The 24,457-nt window shown below is 63.1% G+C and carries 25 protein-coding genes and 1 tRNA gene; 14 read left to right on the top strand and 12 right to left on the bottom strand.

Going from position 1 to position 24,457, the window contains the following annotated elements; genetic code table 11:
* Both B7Y49_RS12745 and B7Y49_RS12740 read left to right on the top strand, forming a co-directional pair.
* Positions 1 to 555 (top strand): DsrE family protein (locus B7Y49_RS12745; protein WP_374127976.1); only part of this gene is annotated, 555 nt, incomplete at its 5' end.
* Between the two features lie 49 nt (positions 556 to 604).
* On the top strand, positions 605 to 1,603 hold the full coding sequence (locus tag B7Y49_RS12740) for a c-type cytochrome (RefSeq protein WP_374127975.1): 999 nt from the start codon (positions 605 to 607) through the stop codon (positions 1,601 to 1,603).
* A 28-nt stretch (positions 1,604 to 1,631) separates the two neighbouring features.
* Here the strand turns inward: B7Y49_RS12740 and B7Y49_RS12735 are convergent, their stop codons facing one another.
* Together B7Y49_RS12735 and B7Y49_RS12730 are read right to left on the bottom strand one after the other, a co-directional pair.
* Positions 1,632 to 2,003 carry a helix-turn-helix transcriptional regulator gene (locus B7Y49_RS12735; RefSeq protein ID WP_374127974.1) on the bottom strand — a complete coding sequence of 124 codons (372 nt, stop codon included), beginning with the start codon at positions 2,001 to 2,003 and terminating at the stop codon, positions 1,632 to 1,634.
* Between the two features lie 2 nt (positions 2,004 to 2,005).
* Positions 2,006 to 2,656, bottom strand: a complete 651-nt coding sequence (locus B7Y49_RS12730) for a peroxiredoxin (protein ID WP_374127973.1) — start codon at positions 2,654 to 2,656, stop codon at positions 2,006 to 2,008.
* Between the two features lie 112 nt (positions 2,657 to 2,768).
* Here B7Y49_RS12730 and B7Y49_RS12725 point away from each other — a divergent pair, with 112 nt between their 5' ends.
* The 10 genes from B7Y49_RS12725 (at position 2,769) to B7Y49_RS12680 (ending at position 12,697) form a co-directional block, all read left to right on the top strand.
* Positions 2,769 to 3,707 carry an MBL fold metallo-hydrolase gene (locus B7Y49_RS12725; RefSeq protein ID WP_374127972.1) on the top strand — a complete coding sequence of 313 codons (939 nt, stop codon included), beginning with the start codon at positions 2,769 to 2,771 and terminating at the stop codon, positions 3,705 to 3,707.
* 9 nt (positions 3,708 to 3,716) lie between these two features.
* On the top strand, positions 3,717 to 4,508 hold the full coding sequence (locus tag B7Y49_RS12720; RefSeq protein ID WP_374127978.1) for a sulfite exporter TauE/SafE family protein: 792 nt from the start codon (positions 3,717 to 3,719) through the stop codon (positions 4,506 to 4,508).
* A 156-nt stretch (positions 4,509 to 4,664) separates the two neighbouring features.
* Positions 4,665 to 5,072 carry a DUF2946 family protein gene (locus tag B7Y49_RS12715; RefSeq protein ID WP_374127971.1) on the top strand — a complete coding sequence of 136 codons (408 nt, stop codon included), beginning with the start codon at positions 4,665 to 4,667 and terminating at the stop codon, positions 5,070 to 5,072.
* A gap of 74 nt (positions 5,073 to 5,146) precedes the next feature.
* The gene (locus B7Y49_RS12710) at positions 5,147 to 5,380 is read left to right on the top strand and encodes a hypothetical protein (protein WP_374127970.1); all 234 of its coding nucleotides are present in this window, start codon (positions 5,147 to 5,149) and stop codon (positions 5,378 to 5,380) included.
* Complete coding sequence (locus B7Y49_RS12705; protein ID WP_374127969.1) at positions 5,377 to 5,859, top strand: copper chaperone PCu(A)C; 483 nt, start codon at positions 5,377 to 5,379, stop codon at positions 5,857 to 5,859. The genes B7Y49_RS12710 and B7Y49_RS12705 overlap by 4 nt, the downstream gene beginning before the upstream one ends.
* Entirely contained in the window at positions 5,846 to 6,472 is a 627-nt protein-coding gene (locus B7Y49_RS12700) for an SCO family protein (protein ID WP_374127968.1), read from the top strand. Before B7Y49_RS12705 ends, B7Y49_RS12700 begins: the two co-directional genes overlap by 14 nt.
* Before the next feature lie 33 nt (positions 6,473 to 6,505).
* On the top strand, positions 6,506 to 6,730 hold the full coding sequence (locus B7Y49_RS12695; RefSeq protein WP_374127967.1) for a hypothetical protein: 225 nt from the start codon (positions 6,506 to 6,508) through the stop codon (positions 6,728 to 6,730).
* A gap of 345 nt (positions 6,731 to 7,075) precedes the next feature.
* A complete protein-coding gene (locus tag B7Y49_RS12690) occupies positions 7,076 to 9,322 on the top strand; it encodes an SLC26A/SulP transporter family protein (protein WP_374127966.1) in 2,247 nt (748 codons plus the stop codon).
* 93 nt (positions 9,323 to 9,415) lie between these two features.
* Positions 9,416 to 11,371: a TonB-dependent receptor gene (locus B7Y49_RS12685; protein ID WP_374127965.1), complete on the top strand. Its 1,956-nt coding sequence runs from the start codon at positions 9,416 to 9,418 to the stop codon at positions 11,369 to 11,371.
* A gap of 183 nt (positions 11,372 to 11,554) precedes the next feature.
* Positions 11,555 to 12,697 (top strand): pyridoxal phosphate-dependent aminotransferase, encoded by a 1,143-nt coding sequence (locus B7Y49_RS12680; RefSeq protein ID WP_374127964.1) that lies wholly within the window; start codon positions 11,555 to 11,557, stop codon positions 12,695 to 12,697.
* On the opposite strand, the gene B7Y49_RS12675 is transcribed toward B7Y49_RS12680, so the two are convergent.
* From B7Y49_RS12675 to B7Y49_RS12640, 8 genes are all read right to left on the bottom strand, one after another.
* Entirely contained in the window at positions 12,694 to 13,083 is a 390-nt protein-coding gene (locus B7Y49_RS12675) for a hypothetical protein (RefSeq protein WP_374127963.1), read from the bottom strand. The two genes, B7Y49_RS12680 and B7Y49_RS12675, sit on opposite strands and share 4 nt — an antisense overlap.
* A gap of 181 nt (positions 13,084 to 13,264) precedes the next feature.
* Positions 13,265 to 14,296 (bottom strand): S-methyl-5-thioribose-1-phosphate isomerase, encoded by a 1,032-nt coding sequence (mtnA, locus tag B7Y49_RS12670; RefSeq protein WP_374127962.1) that lies wholly within the window; start codon positions 14,294 to 14,296, stop codon positions 13,265 to 13,267.
* Positions 14,297 to 14,411: 115 nt separating this feature from the next.
* Entirely contained in the window at positions 14,412 to 15,047 is a 636-nt protein-coding gene (gene mtnC, locus B7Y49_RS12665; RefSeq protein WP_374127961.1) for an acireductone synthase, read from the bottom strand.
* A complete protein-coding gene (locus B7Y49_RS12660) occupies positions 15,044 to 15,586 on the bottom strand; it encodes an acireductone dioxygenase (RefSeq protein ID WP_374127960.1) in 543 nt (180 codons plus the stop codon). Before B7Y49_RS12660 ends, mtnC begins: the two co-directional genes overlap by 4 nt.
* The gene (mtnB, locus tag B7Y49_RS12655) at positions 15,583 to 16,212 is read right to left on the bottom strand and encodes a methylthioribulose 1-phosphate dehydratase (protein ID WP_374127959.1); all 630 of its coding nucleotides are present in this window, start codon (positions 16,210 to 16,212) and stop codon (positions 15,583 to 15,585) included. The genes B7Y49_RS12660 and mtnB overlap by 4 nt, the downstream gene beginning before the upstream one ends.
* Before the next feature lie 23 nt (positions 16,213 to 16,235).
* A tRNA-Gly gene (locus B7Y49_RS12650) sits at positions 16,236 to 16,309 on the bottom strand.
* 68 nt (positions 16,310 to 16,377) lie between these two features.
* Positions 16,378 to 19,653 carry an amidohydrolase family protein gene (locus tag B7Y49_RS12645; RefSeq protein WP_374127958.1) on the bottom strand — a complete coding sequence of 1,092 codons (3,276 nt, stop codon included), beginning with the start codon at positions 19,651 to 19,653 and terminating at the stop codon, positions 16,378 to 16,380.
* A gap of 118 nt (positions 19,654 to 19,771) precedes the next feature.
* A complete protein-coding gene (locus B7Y49_RS12640; protein WP_374127957.1) occupies positions 19,772 to 20,164 on the bottom strand; it encodes a DUF2147 domain-containing protein in 393 nt (130 codons plus the stop codon).
* A gap of 125 nt (positions 20,165 to 20,289) precedes the next feature.
* Between B7Y49_RS12640 and B7Y49_RS12635 the strand changes: the two genes are divergently transcribed.
* A complete protein-coding gene (locus B7Y49_RS12635; protein ID WP_374127977.1) occupies positions 20,290 to 21,615 on the top strand; it encodes an isoprenylcysteine carboxylmethyltransferase family protein in 1,326 nt (441 codons plus the stop codon).
* On the opposite strand, the gene B7Y49_RS12630 is transcribed toward B7Y49_RS12635, so the two are convergent.
* Both B7Y49_RS12630 and B7Y49_RS12625 read right to left on the bottom strand, forming a co-directional pair.
* Positions 21,594 to 22,967 (bottom strand): glutamate--cysteine ligase, encoded by a 1,374-nt coding sequence (locus B7Y49_RS12630; RefSeq protein ID WP_374127956.1) that lies wholly within the window; start codon positions 22,965 to 22,967, stop codon positions 21,594 to 21,596. The genes B7Y49_RS12635 and B7Y49_RS12630 overlap by 22 nt on opposite strands.
* 45 nt (positions 22,968 to 23,012) lie before the next feature.
* On the bottom strand, positions 23,013 to 23,765 hold the full coding sequence (locus tag B7Y49_RS12625) for a 16S rRNA (uracil(1498)-N(3))-methyltransferase (protein WP_374127955.1): 753 nt from the start codon (positions 23,763 to 23,765) through the stop codon (positions 23,013 to 23,015).
* Between the two features lie 116 nt (positions 23,766 to 23,881).
* Here B7Y49_RS12625 and B7Y49_RS12620 point away from each other — a divergent pair.
* Positions 23,882 to 24,457 (top strand): 1-deoxy-D-xylulose-5-phosphate synthase N-terminal domain-containing protein (locus B7Y49_RS12620; protein WP_374127954.1); only part of this gene is annotated, 576 nt, incomplete at its 3' end.

Raw genomic sequence — 24,457 nt, 5'->3', positions numbered from 1 at the left:
AGGGAGAGCTCGATGAAACTATGGTTTGCTGTCGCCGCGCTGGTGACATTCGCTACGGCAGGCCCCGGCTTTGCGCAGGAGCACCGCGCGCCGGCGATCGAATCCTTTGGCGCGGGCTTCCCGACCGAGGGGGCGATGGAGCGGCCTGATCCAGTGCTGCGCTACCGCGTCGTGTTTCCCGTAACGAAGGCAAGCGCCGATCCAGCCAAGCCCAACGCTTCGCTCGAACGCGTTGCGCGCTTCCTCAACCTGCTCGCCGCCGACGGCGTCCATGTGAAACCGGGCGATATCGTCGCGATCCTCTATGGTCCCGCCACCCAGATCATCACCAACGACGCCGTTTATGCTGCCCAGACCAAGGTGCCGAACAACCCCAACATCGCGCTGATCGCCAAGTTGCGGGCGGCGGGTGTCGTTGTCGCGGTTTGCGGGCAGGCGCTGTATGCGCACAAATATGAAGTAAAGAACGTCGCAACCGGCGTCAGGGTTGATGTCTCGGCTATGACGACCATGGCGAACCTGCAACTGCGTGGCTGGGCCTTGCTGCCCGAATGAGACGTTAGATGCCGCCGGATCGGGTGGGCGGACTGACCAGGGACGAGAGATGCATGACGGATTGAGTGACACGTCCCAGCGAACATTGGGGCGACGTTTCCTTGCCTGGGCGGGTATCCCGCTCGCGATCATCATTGTCGGCGCGGTCATGTACATGATCGGCTTGCGCGGCGGCGTCGACGCCCCGACCGCACGGGTAGCTTCGACCCCAGCAGTGCCGATATCGTTTACGCCACCACCCGATTCGGCGATACCCGGCGGGCCCGAGGGTGCCGCGATCCGGCGCGGGCAGCAGATTTTCCTCCATACCAAAGCGAATGCAGGCGCTTATGTTGGTAACGGCCTGTCATGCAGCAATTGCCACCTGAACTCCGGTCGCCAGCCCCATGCAGCGCCAATGTGGGCTGCATGGGGCGTCTATCCCGCCCATCGCGCCAAGAACGGGCGGATCAATACGATGGAGGATCGTATTCGCGATTGCTTCACCTATTCGATCAATGCGCAGGTTTCCTCCAGCGGCAGCGCGCCACCCCCCGCCGATCCGATCTATCGCGATCTGCAGATGTACTTCTTCTGGCTTGCCAAGGGAGCGCCGACCGGCGTCGATCTGCCTGGCAGGGGATTTCTGAAACTCAAGCCGACCGCGCCCGGTCATGATCCGCAGCGCGGCGCCAAGGTTTATTCCCAGCATTGCGCGGCGTGCCATGGTGTCGATGGGCAGGGCCAAAAGGCTGATGATGGCGGCTATGCCGTCCCGCCGCTCTGGGGGGCGCAGTCGTTCAATTGGGGGGCGGGGATGGCCAGGGTCGCCAACGCCGCGGGTTTCATCAAGGCGAACATGCCCTTGGGGCAGGGATATAGCCTGAGCAACCAACAAGCCTGGGACGTCGCGGCCTTCATGGACAGTCGAGACCGCCCCCGCGATCCGCGCCAGACCGGCAGCATCGCCGACGCGCGCGCGCTCTTTCACCCGAACGGGGATTATTATGGCCAGCGGATCGACGGTGATCTGCTGGGCGATGGCGTCGCTGGCCTGACGGGGCGGTAGAGAGCAGGCCCGCCACCCCGCCTGCCTGCTACTGCATTCGGGCGAACATTGCGGCACCGCCGCCGCTTGTCATGCGGTCGGACAACGCATCGCGGCGCGGCACGGCGATCGTATCCGCAAAAGCATCGAGCAGGGCGCTCAATTCAGCGAAGCGCATGTGATTGATGCGGTAAAACACCTGTTTCGCCTCGCGCCGGGTCAGCACAAGGTCGGCCTTGCGCAAAATGCCGAGCTGTTGCGACAAGCCGGGCTGCACTACGCCGGTTGCCGCCTCAAGGTCGCTGACGCTGCGCTCCCCGCCGGTCAGCGTGCGCAGGAGATCGAGCCGCACCGCATGTGCGATCGCACGGAGCAATTCGGCATGCATCTCGATATCGACCGCGCGCAGATCAACGCCCATGATCAGCCCGCATCCTTCATGGGGGTATAGAACCACTCGGTGGGATCGTTGGCGGCGAACACATCGGGCAGCAACTGGCTGGGTACGGTCAGCAGATCGTTGCCCGGTGTCCAGTCGGCCGGGACGAGCGCGTGCTGCGCATCGGTGCGCTGAAGCGCGGCGAGCAGCCGCACCATTTCATCGACCGAACGGCCAACCGTGGCCGGATAACAAGTCGAAGCGCGCAAGCGGCCCTCAGGATCGACGAAATAGGTCGCCCGCACCGATGCCGCGTCGAGCGCGTCGGGCGCGATCATGCCATAGGCGCGGGCAATCTCGAGCGTCGGATCTTCAATCAGTGGAAACTCCACCTTGACGCCGAATTTCTCATGAATCGCGCGGAGCCAGGCAAAGTGGGAGAAAAGGCTGTCAACCGACAGCGCCATCAGGTTGCAATCAAGCGCTGCGAACCGATCTGCAGCACGGGCAATGGCCACGAATTCGCTGGTGCAGACCGGGGTGAAATCGGCGGGATGCGAAAACAGGATCAACCATTTTCCGCGAAAATCACTAAGCGACTTGACGCCTTGCGTCGTTCTCGCGGTGAAATTGGGAAGCGGATCGCCGAGCCTCGCGGGCCCGCAGGGTGTTACCAACCGCCTTAGATCGTCCAATTTTCTCGCCCTTTCGCCCGTCGATGATCGAATATGCCACCGCCGAACGATTGACGCAAGACGCTTACATGATCATATCATTTACGTAATCGTGAAATCCCAGGAGTAAGTTATGGCTTCCACGCCGCGCGACGCGATCATTGATCGCGCATCTGCCACCATCACCGCAAGCCTGATCGGGGAAGCGCCGCGCGCCATCGTTCGCAGCTTTTTCGATGAGGCGACCTTCACGGCCAGCCATGTCGTTCATGATCCCGGCAGCCGGATCGCCGCGGTCATCGACTCAGTGCTGGACTTCGATCCTGCTTCGGCGCGCACCGGTCATGCCTCGGCCGATGCGATCATCGACTATGTCCGCGCGGAGGGGTTGACCGTCGAATGGTTGCTCGAAACGCACGCCCATGCCGATCATCTCTCTGCCGCGCCCTATTTGCAGGAAAAATTGGGCGGCAAGATCGCCATCGGCCGGGCTATCACGACGGTGCAGCAAGTGTTCGGCACGCTGTTCAACGAAAGCACCAGCTTCGATCGCGATGGATCGCAATTTGGCCAGTTGTTCGACGATGGCGATCGTTTCAGCATCGGCGGGCTGGAGGCGATCGTTCTGCACGTTCCCGGCCATACGCCTGCCGACCTTGCCTATGTGATCGGCGACACTGTGTTCCCCGGTGACACGATCTTCATGCCCGATTTCGGCACGGCACGCGCCGATTTTCCAGGCGGCGATGCGCGCCAGCTGTTTCGCTCGATCCGTCGCCTTCTGTCGCTGCCCCGCGCGGCACGCCTGTTCCTGTGCCATGATTACAAGGCCCCCGGACGCGATATCTTTGCCTGGGAGACGACGATCGGCGCCCAGCGCGACGGGAATGTTCATGTTCATGACGGCGTGGACGAGGATGCATTCGTCGCGATGCGGACGGCGCGCGATGCCACGCTGGACATGCCGCGCCTGATTCTGCCTGCCATCCAGGTCAATATGCGCGGCGGCCACCTGCCCGAGCCCGAGGCCAATGGCACGCGCTATCTCAAAATCCCGCTCGACACGGTCTGATTACGCTTGATCGATACCCTTCATTACGGACTTGGCGCGCTGTCCGGCGTGCTCGTCGGCTTCACGCTCGGGCTGGTTGGCGGGGGTGGATCGATCCTGGCCGTGCCGCTGATGGTCTATGTCGTTGGGGTGGCGAGCCCGCATATCGCGATCGGCACCAGCGCGCTGGCGGTGGCCGTCAACGCCGCGACCGGACTGATCAGCCATGCCCGATCGGGCACCGTCAAGTGGCGGTGCGGGGGGATGTACGCGGCTGCAGGCATTTTCGGCGCACTTGCCGGATCAACGGTGGGCAAGGCATTTGACGGCGATCGGCTGCTGTTCCTGTTTGGGCTCGTCATGGTCGTGGTCGGCGCGGCAATGCTGCGCGGGCGGAACAACCAGGGCGTCGAGGCGGTCGTGTGCGACCGCACCAATGCACCGAAAGTGCTCGGCTTTGGAGTCGGCACGGGCGCGTTTTCCGGCTTTTTCGGCATTGGCGGAGGGTTCCTGATTGTGCCGGGGCTGGTGGCTGCAACGGGCATGCCGATCATCAATGCCGTCGGCACGAGCCTGATCGCCGTTACCGCTTTCGGGCTGACGACGGCGGCAAACTATGCCTGGTCGGGGTTGATCGACTGGCCGCTTGCCGGGGTGTTCATTGCCGGTGGCATCATCGGCGGGCTTGGCGGCACGATGCTGGCGAAGCGGCTTGCTGATGGGGGCAAGCTGACGACGATATTTGCCGGTCTGATTTTTGTCGTTGCGGCGTATATGATCTGGAAAAGCGCCGGGGCGATCGGCTTGATTGGATCGCCATGAGCGATGGTTCGTGAAAGCACCAGTCGCCTACCGAAAGATGCGGTCGGTCATTGTCGAGAGTCCTGATCTCGCTCCGCATCAGGCTCCAAAGCGGGCGGTCTTGATCGCTGGCCTCGGTCCGATGACAAATGATCGGGATTGGTCTAGGCGGCGTTGATGGCACTCTGGCGCGTCTATTTCCTGAAGCATCAGCGGCTGGCATTGTTTCTGGTCGCGGTGGCGCTGCTCGCCAAAGCGATCGTGCCGCAGGGGTTTATGGTCATGCCGTCGAACGGCACGATCATGGTCGCGCTCTGCTCGGGCCAAGGGCCGCAGATGGTGGCGCTCGATCTGGGCAAGAGCGCCGAAGATCAGGGCGGCGATCATCAGGATGGCAACAATGCCCATCCGCCTTGCGCCTTTTCCGGGCTCAGCATGGCTGCTGCGCCGGGTGCCGATCTGGTGCTGGTCGGCCTCGCCCTTGCCTATGTCCTGACGCTCGGGTTCCTGCCCGTTGTCTCGCGCGCTCAACTCGCGCCTTCTCGTCTGCGGCCGCCGCTGCGCGCGCCGCCGGTCTTCGGCTGATCCTGCCCGCCTGATCTGCTGACCCGCCCACTGCCGATCGCGGCAGCGCAGCGCCGTGACGAGAGATATATTCAATGGCTTATCCTGTCGTCGCGCGACCCGAGCGGTCGCGCGAGGGCGCGTTCGATCTGCAAATGCAGGCGAACCGCGCATCCCTGCCGTGGCACATCCGCAAGCTGCGCCGGATCAGGCGCTCCGCTTGGCTCGCCATCCTGCTGCTTATGCCCATTCACATCGCCCTGTCGGCCAACGGACCGGCCAGCGCCCTAGCCACTTCGCTTCCCATCCATTCGGAGAATTACCAATGACCTATGCCCGAAACCTCCTCGCGCTGACCGGCGCGATCCTTGCCGTCCCGCTCTCTGCGCACGATGCAACGGTCGGCAAACTCAAGATTGGCCATCCCTGGTCGCGCGAGACCGCACCCGGCCAGAGCGCCGGTGGCGGGTTCCTGACGATCACCAACACCGGCAAGCAGGCCGACCGACTGATGTCAGCATCATCGCCCGCCGCCGCCGAGGTACAAATTCATACCGTTTCGATGACGGACGGCGTCATGCGAATGCGCGAGCTGCCCGGCGGGCTAGAGATACCAGCCGGCAACAAGGTAGCGCTCAAGCCGGGCGGCTTTCACATCATGCTCATCGGCCTGAAAGCGCCACTCAAGCAGGGCACGATGGTCCCTGCCGAGCTGCGCTTCCAGCGTGCGGGCAAGGTCAAGATCAATTTCAAGGTCGAGGCAATCGCCTATGCTGGCCCGGAAGGTGGCAACCATGCCGGGCATTGAGGCGGGCGGACGCCTGCGCTTGGTTCGGATCGCTCTGTGGGGGCTGGTCGCGCTTGCGGCGGGCGTTGCGGCCTATCTGTTCGTCCAGCGGCAAAGCGCGCCACCATCGCCCGCGCAAAGCTATGCCAGGGCGATCGGCGGCCCGTTCGTGCTGACCGATCCAGCGGGCAAGCCGGTCAGCAACGAGACGCTGAAGGGCAAGCCGTTCGCGATCTTTTTCGGCTTCACCCGCTGCCCCGATGTCTGCCCGACGACGCTCAATCGTCTGGCGGCGCTGCGGAAGCAACTCGGGGCTGATGGCCTGAAGTTCAACATCGTCTACGTCTCGGTCGATCCCGGCCACGATAAGCCGGCTGACATCGGCCACTATGTCGCGCTGTTTGGCACGCCGATCATCGGACTGACCGGCACCGATGCGCAGATCGCGCAAGTCGTTAAGGCGTATCACGTCTTTTACGAAAAGGTGCCGCAGCCAGGCGGCGACTACACGATCGACCATACCGCGACCATCTTCCTGATGGGGCGAGAGGGCGAGTTCGTGACCACCGTCGATCATCAGGAGGGCCAGGACACCGCGCTCGCCAAACTCAAACGGCTGATCGCCGCAGGCTGACGGACAGCCATTCAAATTCAAGGAAATCGACCCGTGAAGACTTCGACCATTGCCATTGCCGCCGGCCTTCTCGCCGCATCACCCGCCGTCGCGCAGGACCGGACACGCGAAGAATTTGTTAACCTAGGTATCCACCAAAGGCCGTCATTCAGAGAACGCATTTTGCATGGCGAGTACGCCCAAACTATTGCCGTTCGGCATCGCTCGACGAATCTAAAATGGGCAGCGGATACGGGATCGATTAATCGCACCATCTAGGCGTAGTCTGAGCCGTTTCAGGCCGTGCACGTGAAAACGCGCTTCACGGTTTGCTGACAAATTGATCGCACTCGCCCTCAAAAATTGTGGGGGTGAATGTGGGGGTAAGTTATGTAACTAACTAATTATAAAATAAAAACAAATGACTAATCCTTTAGTTCGATACAAGCCCTGCCACCATTCCATACCGATCATCCGTCGCGGCCGCTCAATGCGGGACAGCGACGATGGATTGGCCGTTGGGTTTCACAAATATGTCATTATAGTTACCGCTGGTTTCACACAGCGCCGAACCGGGGGGCAAGTGATGCTGGAAACCACCGTTTGGAGGAGGGCATCGAACGCATGGGTGAATCGGTCAGCGTATCAGATGAAATCGGCGCACCGGCGATGGATGCGCGCGAACGGCCCATCGGCGAGCGGATTTACGGCTGGCTGAATGACATTTTCTCGGGTTCGATCTGTGGTTTGCTCTCGATTCTCTTCGGTATTTCCTATGCCGCGCTCATTTTTGCCGGGCCGCTTGCGCCTGGTTTGTCCACCGGTCTCGCTGCGACGTTCCTGACCACGGCGATCGCGGCCCTGGTGGTAGCGCTGCGCAGCTCGATGCCGTTCATGATTGCAGGCCCCGATTCGTCGACCTCGGCGGTTACTGCCGCCTTGTCCGCTGCACTGGCGCACCAAATGATCACCGATGGCGTTGGCGGCGGGGCGCTGATTGGCCCGGCGCTGATGATCATCGCCATGGGCAGTGGGATTTCAGGGCTGTTCCTGTGCCTTTTGGGTCTGGCGCGGGCCGGTCGCGCAATCCGCTTCATCCCCTATCCGGTGATCGGCGGGTTTCTCGGGGCCACTGGCGTCCTGATCGTCTCCGGATCGGTGCAGGTTATGACCGATCACAAATTCGCGCTCGCCAATATTGAAGCGCTGACCACGCCGCAGAGCATGGCGAAGATTCTCGCGGGCATCGCGATTGCCGCCACATTGCTGGTGGCACGGGCGCGGTTCAAAAGCGCATTCACGCTGCCAACAGTGCTGGCTGGTGCGGTGGCGCTGTTTTATGTGCTGCTTGCTGCGGCTTCGGTACCGATCGCCGATGCGCAAGCGGCGGGTTGGACATTTGCGCGCCAATCGCCGGTTGCGATCTCGATTCCCTGGACCGCCGATGCGCTGATGCGCTTTCCCTGGGCGGCGATGCCGTCACTATTGGGGGACATGCTCGCCGTTATGTTCGTCACCACGATCAGCGCGCTGCTGAATACAGCGGGCATCGAACTCGCCACCGAACGCGAGGCGAACTTGAACCGTGAGCTTAACGCGCTCGGCGCCGCTAATCTCATGTCAGCGGTTATCGGCGGCTATGTCAGCTGCATGTCGCTCAGTCGATCGACGCTGGCACATGCCGCAGGGGCGACCGGGCGACTGGCAGGTATCACGGTTTCGGTAATCGCCGCACTGATGCTGGTGGTCGATCCCGCCTTCCTCGCGTTCGTGCCCAAAAGCGTGCTGGGCGGCCTGTTGCTCTATATGGGAATCGATCTGCTTTACCGCTGGCTGGTGCAATCGGCGCGGCGGCTGATGCTGACCGATTATCTGTCGCTGCTGGCGATCGTCGCGATTATCTTTTTCTGGGGGTTCGTGTTCGGGGTGATCTTCGGGATCGTCACGGGCTGCGCGACCTTCGCGCTCAGCGCCAGCCGGGTGAACGCGATCAAGTTCAGCTTCGATGGCCGCAGCTATCGCTCATCGCTTGATCGCGGCGGGCGTGATCTCGCCATTTTGAACGACAATGGGTCGGAGTTGCAAGGCATGGCGCTGCAAAGCTATCTCTTCTTCGGCTCCGCCAACGGACTTTACCAGCACATCAAGGGGCTGATCGCGGCGAACACCAATTGTCGCTTTTTGCTGTTCGATTTCCGGCTGGTGACCGGAATCGACTCGTCCGCTACCCACAGTTTCAATCAGATCAAGCTGCTCGCCGGTCGAAATTGCGTTTCGCTGGTGCTCGTCAACATGAGCGAGGATATCCGCCGTGCGTTTCAGATCGGCGGGTTGCTGGGCGATGATGTGATTCTGGGTGATGATCTGGATCATGCGTTGGAGCATTGCGAAAACATCATCATCCAGCGCCACCGCGCGGTCGCCGATGATCGCGAAACCTTTATCGACTGGCTTGGCACAGCGTTACGCGATCGCCGATTTGCCGAAACGCTTGCGCAGCATTGCCGCCGCATCGAAGTGTCCGCCAACGCGCTGATCGCGACCCAGGGTGCGCCGTCGGATTCGATGCACTTCATCCTCGAAGGCCGGATCGGTGTGGTCGTCAATATCGGTCAGCACCGGCAGGTGCGGGTGCGCAGCCTGGGCGAACATACGACTATTGGCGAAATGGGTTTGCTGACGCAGCAGCCCCGCAGCGCCAATATCGTGGCGGAAGCAAACAGCGTGCTTTACGAACTCAGCGCCGATTCCTATGCCCGGCTGATGGCCGATCATCCGGCGCTGACACAGGCCTTGCTCACCTATGTCATTACGGTGATGGGTGAAAGACTGCGCTTTGCCAGCCAGGCGATCGGCATTTTGCAGAACTGATCTTTGCCGCAGGAGTATCGCGTTATCCGTGCTGATCGCCCGTTGCGTTTGGCCGCAGCTTTGCTGGGCACCGCGCCATGGTGTGCGCCGGGCATGGCTCAAACCGTGCCGCCGCCACCGCCCGATGATATCGTCGTCATTGGCGGGGAATTGCCATTGCCGCCGGGAACCCCTGCCTATGGATCGGTCGTTATCGGGCGTGATCGGCTGACGGGTGATGCATCGGGGCGGGTGGAAAATGTGCTGCGCGATGTGGCGGGGTTCCAACAATTCCGACGTTCGGACAGCCGATCTGCCAATCCCACTGCGCAGGGTGTGACGCTGCGTTCGCTGGGGGGCAATGCATCGAGCCGGGCGCTGGTGCTGCTTGACGGGGTGCCGGTGGCCGATCCGTTTTTCGGGCATATCCCGTTCACCGCAATCGTCGGCGACAGGCTGTCCGCGGTGCGAGTGACGCGCGGCGGCGGGGCAGGGGCGTTTGGCGCGGGCGCGGTGGCGGGCACGATCGAACTGGTCAGCGCAACGCGGCGCGATCTGCCGGTGGGAGACGGGAGCGCCTTTTATGGTAGCAACGATGCGCAGGAGATGAGCGCCAGTGTTTCGCCTGATCTGGGCGATGGTTTTGCCACCCTGTCGGGCCGGTTCGAGCGCGGCGATGGCTTTTTCACGACACCCACCGCCCAGCGCGTGTCCGCCACTACCCGCGCGCGTTATCGTGATTGGTCGGTCGGGCTGCGGGCAGTCGCGCCGATCGATGCCGTGACGGAGCTGCAGGTACGCGCGCTGGTGTTCGGCGATAACCGCACGCTTCGCTTTCGCGGGGCAGACAGCAGCACCGAGGGGCAGGATGCCAGCATCCGGGTGGTGCATCGCGGGGCCTGGGCTATCGATGTGATCGCTTATCTTCAGGCGCGAAACTTTACCAACAAGGTGATCAGCGCGACCAATTTTCGCCTGACGCTCGATCAGCGCGCTACGCCTGCGACCGGGATCGGCGGCAAGATCGAGCTGCGACCGCCGGTGGGGGCGGATCACCTGCTGCGAGTCGGTGTCGACATGCGTCTTGCCGACGGGGAATTGTTCGAGGATGCCTATAGCGGCGTCACCGGCCTAGTTATCGCGCGACGTAATGCTGGCGGTACGACGCGCACGATCGGCGCGTTCTTCGAGGATGATTGGACGCTGGGCAAGCTGGTACTCACTGGTGGCGTGCGCGCGGATCGCTGGTCGATCACGGATGGTTTTTTCAGCGAGGCATCGGCTGCAGGCGTGCGTACCGCCAACCAGCATTTCGCCGGTCGTACCGGCACCGAAGTGACCGGGCGGGCAGGCGCTTTGTACCGGCCCGGTGAGGGGATCGCACTGCGCATGGCTGGATATACTGGCTTCCGCTTGCCGACGTTAAACGAACTATACCGCCCCTTCGTCGTCTTCCCGATCACCACTCAGGCCAACGCGGCGCTCGGGCTGGAGCGGTTGCGCGGTATCGAGGGCGGGATTGATCTCTCGCCGGCGCGTGGCGTGTCGATCGGGGTGACGGCGTTTTACAACCGGCTGGAGGGGGCAATCGCCAACGTCACCACTGGCCCCAATGTCCGCCAGCGCCGCAATGTCGATGCGATCGTCGCGCGCGGGGTCGAGGTGACGGGTGAGGCGCGGCGCGGCGCGTGGTCGCTGTCGGCATCCTATGCATTCAGCGATTCGCGCGTGTCGGCATCGGGCGCGGCGCTGGCGCTCGATGGCCTTCGCCCCGCCCAAAGCCCGCGTCAGGCGGCCAGCGCAACGCTTGGTTGGGCCCCTGCTGGCGGCATGCGCTTATCGACGACGTTGCGTTACACTGGCGCGCAATTCGAGGATGACCTTGAAAGCGATGTCCTGCCCGGCGTCGTCACGCTCGATGCAACCGCGCAATTGCCGATCGGCAAGCGGTTCGCGATCGTGGCGCGAGCGGAAAATCTGTTCGACGCCGATGTGGTGACGCGCAACGCAGGTGGTTCGATCGATCTGGGGACGCCAAGGCTGTTCTGGATCGGGGTAAGGGTGCGGTGAGGGTTAGTGACCCTGCTAAAACGTTACCCCCAACCTTCCCACGTCCGTTCGCCCTGAGCGTAGTCGAAGGGCATGCACAGCGCGTGGACTTCGACTTCGCTCAGCCCGAACGGAGGAAGTACAAGGGGAACGAGAAGTTCGGTCCCCGTTGATCCCCGCGCTGCTTTATCTCAAGGACCCTGCATGAACCCGCTGTACGCCAACCTTGGCACCACGATCTTCGAAGCAATGTCCGCGCGCGCGCGGGCGAATGGCGCGATCAATTTGGGGCAGGGCTTTCCCGACGGCAAAGGGCCGGCCGACGTTCTCCAGGAAGCCGCGCGGGCGCTGCTCGGCGACTCGAACCAGTATCCGCCGATGGCCGGGCTGCCGGTGCTGCGCCAGGCGGTGGCTAATCATTACGCCGCGCATCAGGGCCTCGATCTCGATGCAAGCGAAGTGATCGTCACGTCGGGCGCGACGGAGGCGCTGGCGGCAACCATCCTGGCGCTGGTGTCGCCGGGGGATGAGGTGGTGATGTTCCAGCCGCTCTACGACGCCTATCTGCCGCTGGTGCAGCGCGCGGGCGGGGTTGCGCGACTGGTTCGGCTCGAACCGCCCGAATGGAAGATCACCGCCGAGGCGCTGGCCAAGGTCGCCAGCCCGCGCACCAAATTGCTCATCCTCAACACCCCGCTCAACCCCACCGCGACAATGGCGACGCCACAGGAACTCGCGCTGCTGGCCGATTTCTGCGTGTCGCATGATGTTACGGCGATCTGCGACGAAGTGTGGGAACATGTCGTGTTCGATGGCCGCGCGCATGTGTCGCTGATGACGTTGCCCGGCATGCGTCACCGCACCGTCAAAATCGGTTCGGCGGGCAAGATCTTCTCGCTCACCGGGTGGAAAGTCGGTTGGCTGTGCGCTGCGCCTGCACTGTCGCAGGGGATCGCCAAGGCGCACCAGTTCCTCACCTTCACCACGCCGCCCAATCTGCAGGCGGCGGCGGCTTACGGGTTGGGCAAGGAAATGGCGTACTTCACCGGCATGCGCGCAGGTTTTCAGCGGTCGCGGGATCGACTGACAGCGGGGCTGACGGGGCTGGGATACAAAGTGCTGCCGAGCCACGCGACCTACTTCTTGTCGATCGACTTGGCCGCGAGCGGCATCGCGATGGGCGACGTGGCTTTCTGCGAATGGCTGGTCGATGAGGCGGGCGTCGCGGCGATCCCCGTAAGCGCCTTCTACGCGCAGGACGCAGTTACGAATGTGGTGCGACTATGCTTTGCGAAGGCGGACGCGACGATAGATGCGGCGATCGAGAAGATGGCGCGGCGGCCTTAAGGGGCGGTCCGGGGCGTCACGAGCGCGAAAAGTCCGGCCCCGATCACAGTGCCAACAACCGTCGCGCCAAGGTCATTGACGTCGAACACCAAACCGCCGCTGCCGCGTTGAATCAGCTCCCACCCAATCAGGCCCGCTAACGACATTGCCGCCGTCGGGAAGAACCAGCGTCTTACCACGCCCACCGGGGCGTCCTTCCGCTGGTCTGCCCAGATGCCCATGAAAACGAATGGGATGGCAATCGCCGCTGCCACGTTTGGCATCACACCGATAAGATATGACACTACCGATGGCCAATCGCCGTTCAAACTCCGCAACCAGTGCGTCAGCGACAACAGCGCCAGCCCGCCGATCCCGATCAATCCATAACGTGATGACAGCTTCATTCGGCAATGTCCCCCGCGGCAATCTGTCACTTTGGTGTCGGGGCGGCAATTGCTTCAACCGTCACCCCGGCCTTGTGCCGGGGTCCACTGCGCCGCAACCACTGACGCGTCTAATGAAGCGGTGGGCCCCTGAACAAGTCCGGGGTGACGAAAGGGGGGAGCGCAGTATTCGAACTCCCCCTCAAATCGTCGCGCTCACGCCCTTCTCGGTAATGTACCCCGTCACCAGCCGTGCGGGCGTCACGTCGAACGCCGGGTTCGCCGCGCCCGATGCCGTCACACGGATCGCGCCGCCTTCGCCCTGGACGTGGGTCACTTCCTCGCCCGATCGCTCCTCAATCGGCACGTCGGCGCCCGTCGGCGTGGTCGCGTCGAAGGTGGTGCTGGGGAGCGCGACGTAGAAGGGGATGTCGTTGTCCTTGGCCGCGAGCGCCTTCAGATAGGTGCCGATCTTGTTGCAGACGTCGCCGTTGGCGGCGACCCGGTCCGTGCCGACGATCACCATATCGACCTGGCCGTTCATCATCAGATGCCCGCCGGCATTGTCGACGATCACCGTGTGCGGCACGCCGTGGCTGGCGAGTTCGAACGCGGTGAGCAGCGCACCCTGGTTGCGCGGGCGGGTTTCGTCGACCCAGACGTGCACCGGAATGCCCGCATCATGCGCCATGTAAATGGGCGCGGTCGCGGTGCCGTAATCGACCGTCGCCAGCCAGCCCGCGTTGCAATGCGTCAGGATGTTGAGCGGGCGATCGGGGTGCTGCGCGTGGAGATCGCGGAGGATGGCTAGCCCATGCGCGCCGATCTTTTCGCTCATCGCGGCGTCGTCATCGGCGATCTGGTCGGCGCGGGCGAAAGCGGCTTGCGCGCGTTCGGCAACGGGAAGGGGACGAACATGTGCGGCGACATCATCCAATGCCCAGCGCAGGTTGACGGCGGTGGGGCGTGCTTCGAGCAGGAACTTGTGCGCGGTGTCCAGCCCTTCGTCGCTCGCATCCTCAGCCAGCGCCAGCGCCAGCCCATAAGCCGCCGTCGCGCCGATCAGCGGCGCGCCGCGCGTCCACATCTCGCGGATCGCGCGCTCGGCGGTGGCGGCGTCACGCAGGTCGACCCAGGTGACTTTCCACGGCAGATCGCGCTGGTCGAGGATGCGCGCGCCTTTGCCATCATCGGTGCGCATGATCGATCGGGTGTGGGTGCCGTTGAGTTTCATGGGTTTTGCTCCTCTCGCCGACCCGCTCGTTTCGAGCGAAGTCGAGAAACGCTGTGCACCGCTTGTGGCCTGTTTCTCGACTTCGCTCGAAACAAACGGGCAATGGGTTGATTGGTTAGAGGTTGATCTCATCAAAGCTCGCGATATCCGCCGGCCCACCCTCGCGATCGATCAGCAGCGCCTGCATCCCCGCTGCCTTCGCCGCATCGGTTTCCGCCGCCACGTCCGACAGGAACAGCACCTCGCCCGGCGCGAATCGGATGGCCTCGGCAATCCGCGTATAGGCCACCGCCTCACGCTTCGGCCCCGTCGTCGTGTCGAAATAGCCCGAGAAGAGCTCGGTCAGATTGCCCGCCTCACTAAACCCGAAGATCAGCTTCTGCGCTGCCACCGATCCGCTCGAGAAAACATACAGCTTCAGCCCAGCCGCATGCCAGCGCCGGAGACCTGCCACCGCATCGGGATAGACATGCCCCTTGAACGCGCCCTCGCGAAAGCCGCCGTCCCAGATCATCCCCTGCAGCGTCTTGAGCGGGGTGATCTTGCGATCCTCGTCGATCCAGCGCTGCATCGTTGCGATCGGATCGCCGGGCTCGATCGCCTGTACCTCGGCGAGGATCGGCGCGACTTCCGCAGGATGCGCCGCGCAATAACTACCCAGCCGCTCTCGCGCATAGGGAAACAGCACGTCGGCGACGAAGGAGATCGACGATGTCGTCCCCTCGATGTCGGTCAGTATCGCTTTCGTCACGCGTCGGCGCGCTCGAGCCGGGGAAAGCGATCGGCAATGTCGTCGCCAGTGAACTGTGCGATCCAGCCATCAGGATTGAGGAACAGGCGGATCACCGTGAATTTGGGCGCCGCGCCCATATCGAACCAGTGGCGCATGCCGGCGGGCACCGAAATCAGGTCACCCTGCGTACACAGCATGTTGAACACCCGGCCCTGTTCGTGGAGCGTGAACAGCCCTTCGCCCTCGACGAAGAAGCGGATTTCGTCCTCAGCATGGGTGTGTTCGGACAGGAATTTGGTCCGGATCGTCGCGCGGTCGGGATGATCGGGGGTCACGCCCATCACGTCGATCGATTGATAGCCGTCCGCTGCGACCAGCTTTTCGATTTCGGGCGCATAAACGGTCAGCACCTCGTCGGCGCTCGCGACAGGCCGCGTCGGCCAGCGTTCGAAGCGGACGCCGATGCCCGCGAGCTCGTGCGCGATCACGTCGGCATCGGAAGTTTCGAGCAGCAAGGCATTCGCATCGCTGTCGCCGAAAATCTGCAACCGGCTCATCGCATACTCTCCCGGAAACGCGCCTCGGCGAGTTCAGCGGCGATCATCCATTCGACGCCTTCGATCACGCGTTCGGCCTCTGCCATGTCGCGGCCCCAGCCATACAGGCCGTGCCCGCGGATAAGATAGGCAGGCGGCGGCGATTCGGCCAGCATCGCGGGCTCAAGCGCCGTCAGGATGTCGGCCATGTCCTGGCTGTTGTCGACGATCGGCAGCGCGAACACCGCGTCATGCGTGGTGAAACCGGGCAGCACCTTCAACATCTCATGCCCGGTCAGCTTGTAATGCGTCGCCTTGCGGTAAGCGCGGCTCATGCCGACGGCTTCGGGCGAATGGCTGTGCAGCACCGCGTTCACCTGCGGGAAGCGGGCATAAAGCGCCATGTGGAGTGCGGTTTCGGCCGAGGGCTTCTTGCCGTCGAGCGATTTGCCCTCGGCATCCACCGTCATCACGCCGAAATCGGTCAGCCGCCCCTTGTGCCAGCCCGAAACGGTGATCGCGAACCGGCCATCGGGAAGCCGCATCGAATAATTGCCGGCCGTCGCGGGTGCCCAGCCCTTGCCGTCGAGCCAGCGCCCAGCGGCAATGATCTGTGCCTTCGCCTCGGCCAGGGTCGATGCGGTCATGGGGTCCATCCAGATCGGAAAGGTGGAGCGGGTAACGGGAATCGAACCCGTGTATTCAGCTTGGAAGGCTGCTGTACTACCATTGTACTATACCCGCGAACCACCGCGCGACTGCCACACAGACGGGGCGACGGTCAACCGCCTGTGTGCTTTCATGCCGGTCGATCAGTCAGCATGGCCGTAACTGGTCACCATCTGGCTGCCAGCGCTTGGATTGCCGCCCTTTTCCCACCAATAGGGGGCACGCTTGGCCGTGCCAGTCTCGACCTCGTTCATCGTCGCCGGATCATAGAGGCGACCGCCGAGCATCACCCGGCTGATCTTTTCGGTATTGCGGATATCGACCGTGGGATCGGCATCGAGCACCACCAGATCGGCAAGTTTGCCGACTTCGAGCGAGCCGACATCCTTCGCATAGCCAAGCGAGGTGGCGGGCATGATCGTGCCGGCAGCAAGCGCCTCGACCGGGCTCCACCCACCGCGCACGAACGACCACATTTCCCAATGCGACCCCAACCCCGCCTGCTGGCCATGCGCGCCGATCGACACTTGAATGCCCTTATCGGCCAGCTTCTTGGCTTCGCGCGCACTGGCGGCGTCGACATAATCCTCCTCGGGTGCGAGCACGCGGCGGACATTTTGCGCCGCGAGAAGACCTGGCGGCACATGCTTGGTCAGCAACGGATGCTTCCACACATCGGTATGCGCGCGCCAATAGGGGTCACCCGCCGGACCGCCATAGGTAACGACCAGTGTCGGCGTGTAGTTAGTTTTGGTCTGCGTCCACAGACTGACGAAATCGGCGTAAAAGATGTCGAGCGGCACATTATGCTCAACCGTCGAATTGCCGTCCTGGATCAGACTCAGATCCATCGTGTACAGCGAACCGCCCTCGGGAACGACTTCCATCCCCTCGGCCTGCGCTGCCTTGACGACCATCTGGCGCTGTTCGCGGCGGGGCTGATTGTAGTTCTTCACCGAATGCGCGCCTTGTGCCTTCAGGCGACGCACATTGGCGAGCGCATCCTCATAGCTGCTGATATCGGCAAACACGTCGGGCGATTTCGCGCCATAGATGATCTCGCCGGTCGAAAAGATGCGTGGAGCAAGGATTTTGCCCGCGCGCTGCATTTCGGCCGCCACGAAGATTTCGGCGGCGCGCGACGATGGATCGTGGATCGTTGTGGTGCCGAACGCCAGATTGGCGATTGCCGACCAGTTTTGCTGCGGGATCAGCTCATCATCGCCCTGCGGGCCATGCGCATGGGCATCGACCAGCCCGGGGATGATCGTTTTCCCAGCGACATCGATCGTCTTCGCGCCGGACGGGATCGTCACGGCATCGGCCTTGCCGATCGCGGTGATCCGATCCCCTGTGATAACGATGACGCCGTTATCGATGATCCCGCCGGCCTTGTTGGCCATCGTCACGATCCGCGCCCCGGTGAGCGCGACGACGCCGGTCGGCTTGGCGGCGGTTACATCCATCGCCAGCGACACGCCAGTGGTGGGTGCCTTGAATTTGGGCGCATCGGCACCTTGCGGCGCGGTGGCGAAAAGCTGGGCCGTTTCGGCGGTGAACAACGTCGCGCCAAGGCTCCAATGCACCTGCTTGCCGCCATTCGACCAATGGATGAACTCCGCGCCGTCGCCGCTGACGCGGGTAACGGGCAGGGCGCTGCCCTTCTGGTCGGCCGCCACATCCTGCGTGCCGGGCATCAGCGGCATGACGAACGCCTGATAATTCTGGCGGAATGCTACGAAGGCGCCATCGGGAGACACGATATAGTCGTTCACCAGCTCGCCCGTCGTGTGGACGCGCTTGGTTTCGCCCGACAGATCGGTGCTCACCAGTTGGCGCTTGCCCTTGTCGCTGCCGATCATGAACACGCGGTCGTCGGATGCACCGAACTGGGGTGCGCTGCCATTCTTGCTGATCAGCGATACCGCGCCGCCGCTAACCGCGACGCGGTAGATGCCGGGGTTCTCGCCCCAACGATTATCGGTCAACCCGCCGCCGCTGCCGCGTTCGAACACGATTGTCTTGCCGCTAGGGGAGAAACGCGGACGGGCATAATGGCCGGGCTGCGTCGTCACATCGCGCGCTGCCGCGCCTGTTGCCGCCACGGTACGGATCGTGCCGAGCTTCGCATCGCTCCAGCCGACGAACGCGATCGTCCGCCCGTCGCGCGACCAGCTCGGCCACAGTTCGAACCCGTCGCTTTTGTCGCTGGTCAGCCGCCGCGCGGTGCCGCCCGCCATCGGCTTCACCCAGAGCTTACCGAGCGTTTCGTAGACGACCGATTTGCCATCGGGTGATACCTGCGCCCAGCGCGGCATCTTTGTGGTGAAGCTGGCCGGCGCCAAATCGACCACGGGATGCGTCGCGTCGATCACCACGCGGGAATCGTTCACGCGGAATGGAATCTCCGCTGCGCCAGCCCCGTCTGCGCCCACGCGGCGAATCTTGCCGCCCGCCCAGAACAACAGCGTCTTGCTATCGGGCGTCCAGGCCATGTTCGGATACACGCCGGTCACCGCCCAGGTTTCCTGCACATCCTGATCGAGCGAGTCGTAAATCTTGCGTTCCTGGCCGGACGAAAGATCCTTCACATAAAGCTTCGATTTGGCCCGCTCGCGCCGGACGAAGGCGAGGTATTTGCCGTCGGGCGACGGAGTGGGGCGCACTGAACCGCCGACCCCACTCGCCACCGTCGTCACCTCGCCACTGTCGAGGTCATAGCGCTCGATATGAAACAGATCGGTGTTCGAATTTTGCGCATATTCGAAGATCGGACCGGGGGTGACGTTGCGGGTGTAATAAATGCCCTTGCCGTCGGGCGCGAAGATCGGTTCGCCCAGTTCCTTTTGCAGCTGCTCGCTCGCGCGCTTGACGAGCTGAACGCCGCCGCCGCCTGATACGTGGTACAGCCACACCTCGCCCGTGCCGAGCGAGCGCTGGGTGGTGAAGTGCTTCTTGGCGGTGATGAACCGCCCGTCGGGGCTCCAGCTGGGCTGGTTGAGCAGCCGGAAATCTTCTTTCGACAGCTGGCGCTTGTCCGATCCGTCGACATTCATCAGCCAGATATTGTCGCCCCCGGCCCGGTCGGAAACGAACGCGATCCGCTTGCCATCGGGCGAGAAGCGCGGCTGCTGTTCATAGGCGAGCCCATCGGCGATCCGCGTTGGCGTGCCGCCGGCGATCGGCATGGTATAAACATCACCCAGCAGATCGAACGCGATCGTCTTGCCTTCAGGCGAGACGTCGATGTTCATCCAGCTGCCCTCGGTCACGTCGATCGGCACCTGCCGCGTCGTCATGCCGGGGGGTGCGTTGACGTCCCATTTGGGCTTGGCGGGTTTCGCGGGATCGGCAGCGGGGGTGGGCGTTGGGGCGGCGGTTTGCGCCATCGCGGACGTCGTTGCCAACAACACGGCCATAGCCGCAAAAACCCGATACCCCACCAGCAAACTCCCCGTGCAAATCGTTATGGCACAAGGTCTAGCAGTAAAATGACCAGCGGAAAGGGGGCCTTGCGCGGGCGCACGAAGGCGCGGGCTATTTGATCCGCGACCAGCGCTGCGATTTGCAGCCTAGCCCGGCGATCAGGCAGCCCTCGCCGATGATCGTCTTGGCATTTTCCTGGGTGATCGTGCCCGATACGCGCTGGCCGATATCGGCAATGAACACCGCGCCGCGCCAGCGCCGCGGCGTTTCCGCCACGAATTTTTCGAATAGCACCGCGCCGATCAGCTTGTTCGTGCCGCCGCGCGCGGCATCGGCCTTTGCCTTGGCGTTCGCCCACACGATCGTGCCGCACATCGCCTGTCCGCAGCGCTTGAAGGCGACATGCACGCTTTTCGACGGGTTGGCCCAGGTGCCCGGTAGGATTGCTTGGGCGGGCGCGGGTGCCGCGAGCAGCGCGGCAATAGCCATTACGAAGGTCGTCATCGATAATCCTTTGGGTATCTTAAACGGTTTCTACGACCCCCATAACGCCCGATTGGCGCAAAAGGCACCCGATGGCGAGCGTGCTTCACGCCTTACTTACCATTCTCGCGCTATCGGTTGCGGCAATGTTGCACGATCCTGCCCTTGCCCGCGCGGCCACCAATGCCCCTGATCCGCGCCCGATCTCGGCCGTCAGTACCGGCGTCGGCATGGCCGGGCTTGCCGGGTTGATCACCTGGGTGGCGATTGCGCGCTATTTCCACTTCGACGGATCGCATGCCGCGTTGGTCAATGTCGCCGCATGCGGGGTGCCGATGATCCTGTGGTCGGTGCTGGTCGACAAGGTCCATCGGCGCGCCAGCACCGGGATCGACTGGTCCCGCCAAACGCCGTGGCGCGACACTTTGGACATCAGCCTGACCAAGCTGGCCGGTTTGTGGGCGACCTGGGCCGGGATCGCGCTGATCTATGGCACGTTCCGCTTCTACTGGACCAACCAGTGGGGCAATTATCCCTTTTCGATGTGGGTGTTCGGTGGGGTCGCGCCTTTGCTGTTCGTGGCGTCGATCCCCTATGTAATCTGGCTCGATCGCAAGCTGGTGGAGCCGTGCGACGGCGCCTGGGCGCTCGGGACGTGGCTGATGGGCACCGGCCCGGTCGACCCCGAAGCGATTTATGCCCATTTGCGCAGCTGGGCCGTAAAGGCATTCTTCCTCGCCTTCATGCTCGCGATCGTGCCGGGGGGCTATGGCGAGTTCATCCGCGCTGACTGGAGCGTCGTGCTGGGCAATCCGGTGGCGCTGGCCAACTGGCTGATCACCTTCATGTTCGTGATCGACGTCGCCTTTGCGACGGTCGGCTATGTGCTGACCATGCGCCCGCTCGACGCACACATCCGCAGCGCCAACCCTCACGCCCAGGCCTGGACGGCAGCGCTGATCTGCTATCCGCCGTTCACGCTGATGGGGAATGGCGGGCCGCTTGATTATCACCCCGGCACGTCGGACTGGACGCACTGGTTTGCCGGGCAGCCGGTGCTGCTGGCGATCACCGGGGTCGTGCTGGTGGTGCTGACCGCGATTTATGCCTGGGCAACGATTGCTTTTGGGCTGCGCTTTTCGAACCTCACCCACCGCGGCATCTTGACGCACGGCCCCTATGCCTGGTCGCGTCACCCCGCCTATCTGTCGAAAAACCTGTTCTGGTGGATCGCGACTATCCCCGTGCTGAGCACGGGATCACTAGCCGATGCGGCGCGCGCGACGATCCTGATGGGACTGGTCGCAGCCGTCTATTACTGGCGTGCTAAAACCGAGGAAAAGCATTTGGGTGCCGATCCGGATTATCAGGCTTATTCGGCGTGGATGGATCGAAACGGTCCCGTCCCAAGGTTTTTCGGCTGGCTATCGGGCAAATCACCTGCCGCTGATCAGAACCGCATTTCCTCGTAGATCCGGCTGACATCGCCGTTCCAGTCGCCGTGATAGCGATCGAGCAGCATTTGCGCAGGCACCTTGCCGCTGCGGACAATTTCGCGGAGCGGATCGAGGAAGCCGGTTTCGTTGCTGCCGCCGGCATCGAGCCGCGCGCGGGCCGAAAGGCCGCTGTGCGATACATCAAGCACCTCTCCGGCGATATCGCGTAACGTACCGCCACCGGGGAGTGGTGCATCGAGCGCAAGTTTCGGAACGGAAGAGCGAAGCAACTCGCGCTCTTCCATCGACCAGCCTTTGACGAGATCCCATGCCGCATCGAGCGCGCTCTGATCGTAGAGCAGCCCGACCCAGAACGCGGGCAGCGCGCAGATGCGGCTCCAAGGCCCGCCATCGGCACCGCGCATCTCGAGAAAGCTCTTCAGCCGCACCTCGGGAAAGGCGGTCGACAGATGATCGTTCCAGTCATCGGTGGTCGGCAGTTCGCCGGGGAGGACAGACAGTTCGCCCTTTAGGAAATCCCGAAAACTAAGTCCCGCTGCATCGATATATTTGCCGTCGCGGTAGACAAAGTACATCGGCACATCGAGCGCGTAATCGGCATAGCGTTCATAGCCGAACCCATCTTCGAACACGAAGGGTAGCATGCCGGTCCGCGCGGGATCGGTATCCGACCAGATATGGCTGCGGTATGAGAGCATACCGTTGGGCTTGCCCTCGGTGAAGGGCGAATTGGCGAACAGCGCGGTCGCAAGCGGCTGGAGCGCAAGGCCGACGCGGAATTTCTTCACCATATCGGCTTCTGTTTGGTAATCCAGATTAACCTGAATGGTACAGGTGCGAAGCATCATGTCGAGCCCCATGCTGCCCACGCGCGGCATATGGCGCAGCATGATCGCATAGCGGCCCTTTGGCATGATGGGCAGTTCGGCACGGGTCTTGTCGGGCCACATGCCCAGCCCCAGAAAGCCGATCCCGAAGCGCTCGCCGAGCTTCAGCACCTGTTCCAGATGCCGCCCGGTTTCGCCGCAGGTCTGGTGTAGATTGTCGAGCGGCGCGCCCGACAGCTCGAACTGTCCGGCGGGTTCCAGGCTGACGCTGCCGTCGGTGCCGCTGAGCGCGATGACGTTCCCGCCCTCCATCACCGGTTCCCAGCCAAATTCGGTCAGCGCCATCAACAGATCGCGGATACCGCCGGGTTCGTCATAGGAAGGCGCCCGGTGATCGTTCAGCGCGTAGACGAATTTTTCGTGCTCGGTGCCGATCCGCCAGCGTTCGGGTGGCTTTTCACCCTTGGCGAAACTCGCAATCAACTGGTCGCGGTGCTCGATGACCGCCGCGTTGCTTTTTGAAACGGTCTTCGTGCTCATGGATTGCGCCTTTAGCGCTGGCGGGGGGGCAGCGCTAGTGGGCGGCTAGTCCTGTGCCTGCCAATCCCCCGCCGCCGCCATCCACAGGCTGATTGCCGCCGCGGCTGCGGTGTCAGCGCGCAGGATGCGGGGGCCAAGGCTGATGCCAATGGCACCTGGCAAGGCGCGAATCGCTGCGCGCTCGTCATCGTCGAAACCGCCTTCGGGGCCGATCAGGATCGCCGCCGGACCGGGCTGGGCGCGCATCGCCTCGAACGCAGGCAGGCCGCCATTCTCATCCGCGAAGAACAGCGCACGCTCCGAAGGCCAATCCCGCAACAACACTGCCAGCTTCACTGGCTCATCCAGCTTGGGCACCGCTGTCCGCCCGCACTGCTCGGCAGCCTCTATCATGTGCGCCCGCAACCGATCGAGGTTGAGGCGATCGACCACGGTGCGCCGCGTCACCACGGGCACCACCCGATCGACCCCCAGCTCGCAGGCCTTTTCCATCAGCCAGTCGATCCGCCCCTTCTTCAGCGGCGCGGCGCAAAGCCACAGATCGGGCACTGCCTCGCGTGGGCGGAGCTGCTCGCTAACCTCAAGTGTCAGGTCGCGCTTGCCGATCGATGCCGCCGTGGCGAGCCATTCGCCGCTTGCTCCGTCGAACAGCTTCACCGGATCGCCCAGTTTCAGGCGCATCACGGCGATCAGATAATGCGCCTGCGGACCGTCGATGCGGATCGCGCCGTGGACGATCGGCTGGTCGGTAAATAGCCGGGGCGTGGACTGCGGAGGCCAGGCGGGGGTGGCAGGCATGATCGATCGGGCACCTTTTCGCGACGCAGGCTTACCCGACACCCGGGCAATCCACCTGTTCACCTTTGCGTACCAATCGATTAGGAAGGCCGCTTGAACAAGGGATTCATTACCGCATGTCTGTGCCCAACACGCCACTTTTGGACAAGATCAACACCCCCGCCGACATTCGTTTGCTGTCAGCAGATCAGTTGCCGCAGTTGGCGGATGAGTTGCGGGCCGAGGTGATATCGGCGGTTGGGGTGACGGGGGGTCATCTCGGGTCGGGGCTGGGCGTGGTCGAGCTGACGACGGCGATCCATTATGTGTTCAACACGCCGGACGACCGGCTGGTGTGGGACGTTGGGCATCAATGCTACCCGCACAAGATTTTGACGGGACGCCGCGACCGGATTCGGACGCTGCGCATGGGCGGTGGCCTCTCCGGCTTCACCAAGCGCGCTGAGTCTGAGTACGACCCGTTCGGTGCCGCGCACAGCTCGACCTCGATCTCGGCAGCCTTGGGCTTTGCGATCGCGAACAAGATCGCAGGCACGCCGGGCAAGGGCATTGCGGTGATCGGTGACGGGGCGATGTCGGCAGGCATGGCCTATGAGGCGATGAACAACGCCGCCCAGGCCGGCAACCGGCTGGTCGTGATCCTGAACGACAATGACATGTCGATCGCCCCACCGGTGGGGGGGCTTTCCGCC

It is taken from the genome of Sphingomonas sp. 28-62-11, from assembly GCF_002278865.1.
GTDB lineage: Bacteria > Pseudomonadota > Alphaproteobacteria > Sphingomonadales > Sphingomonadaceae > Sphingomonas.
Note: the sequence above shows the minus strand (reverse complement) of the source record. Positions and strands in the feature narration are given on the sequence as shown.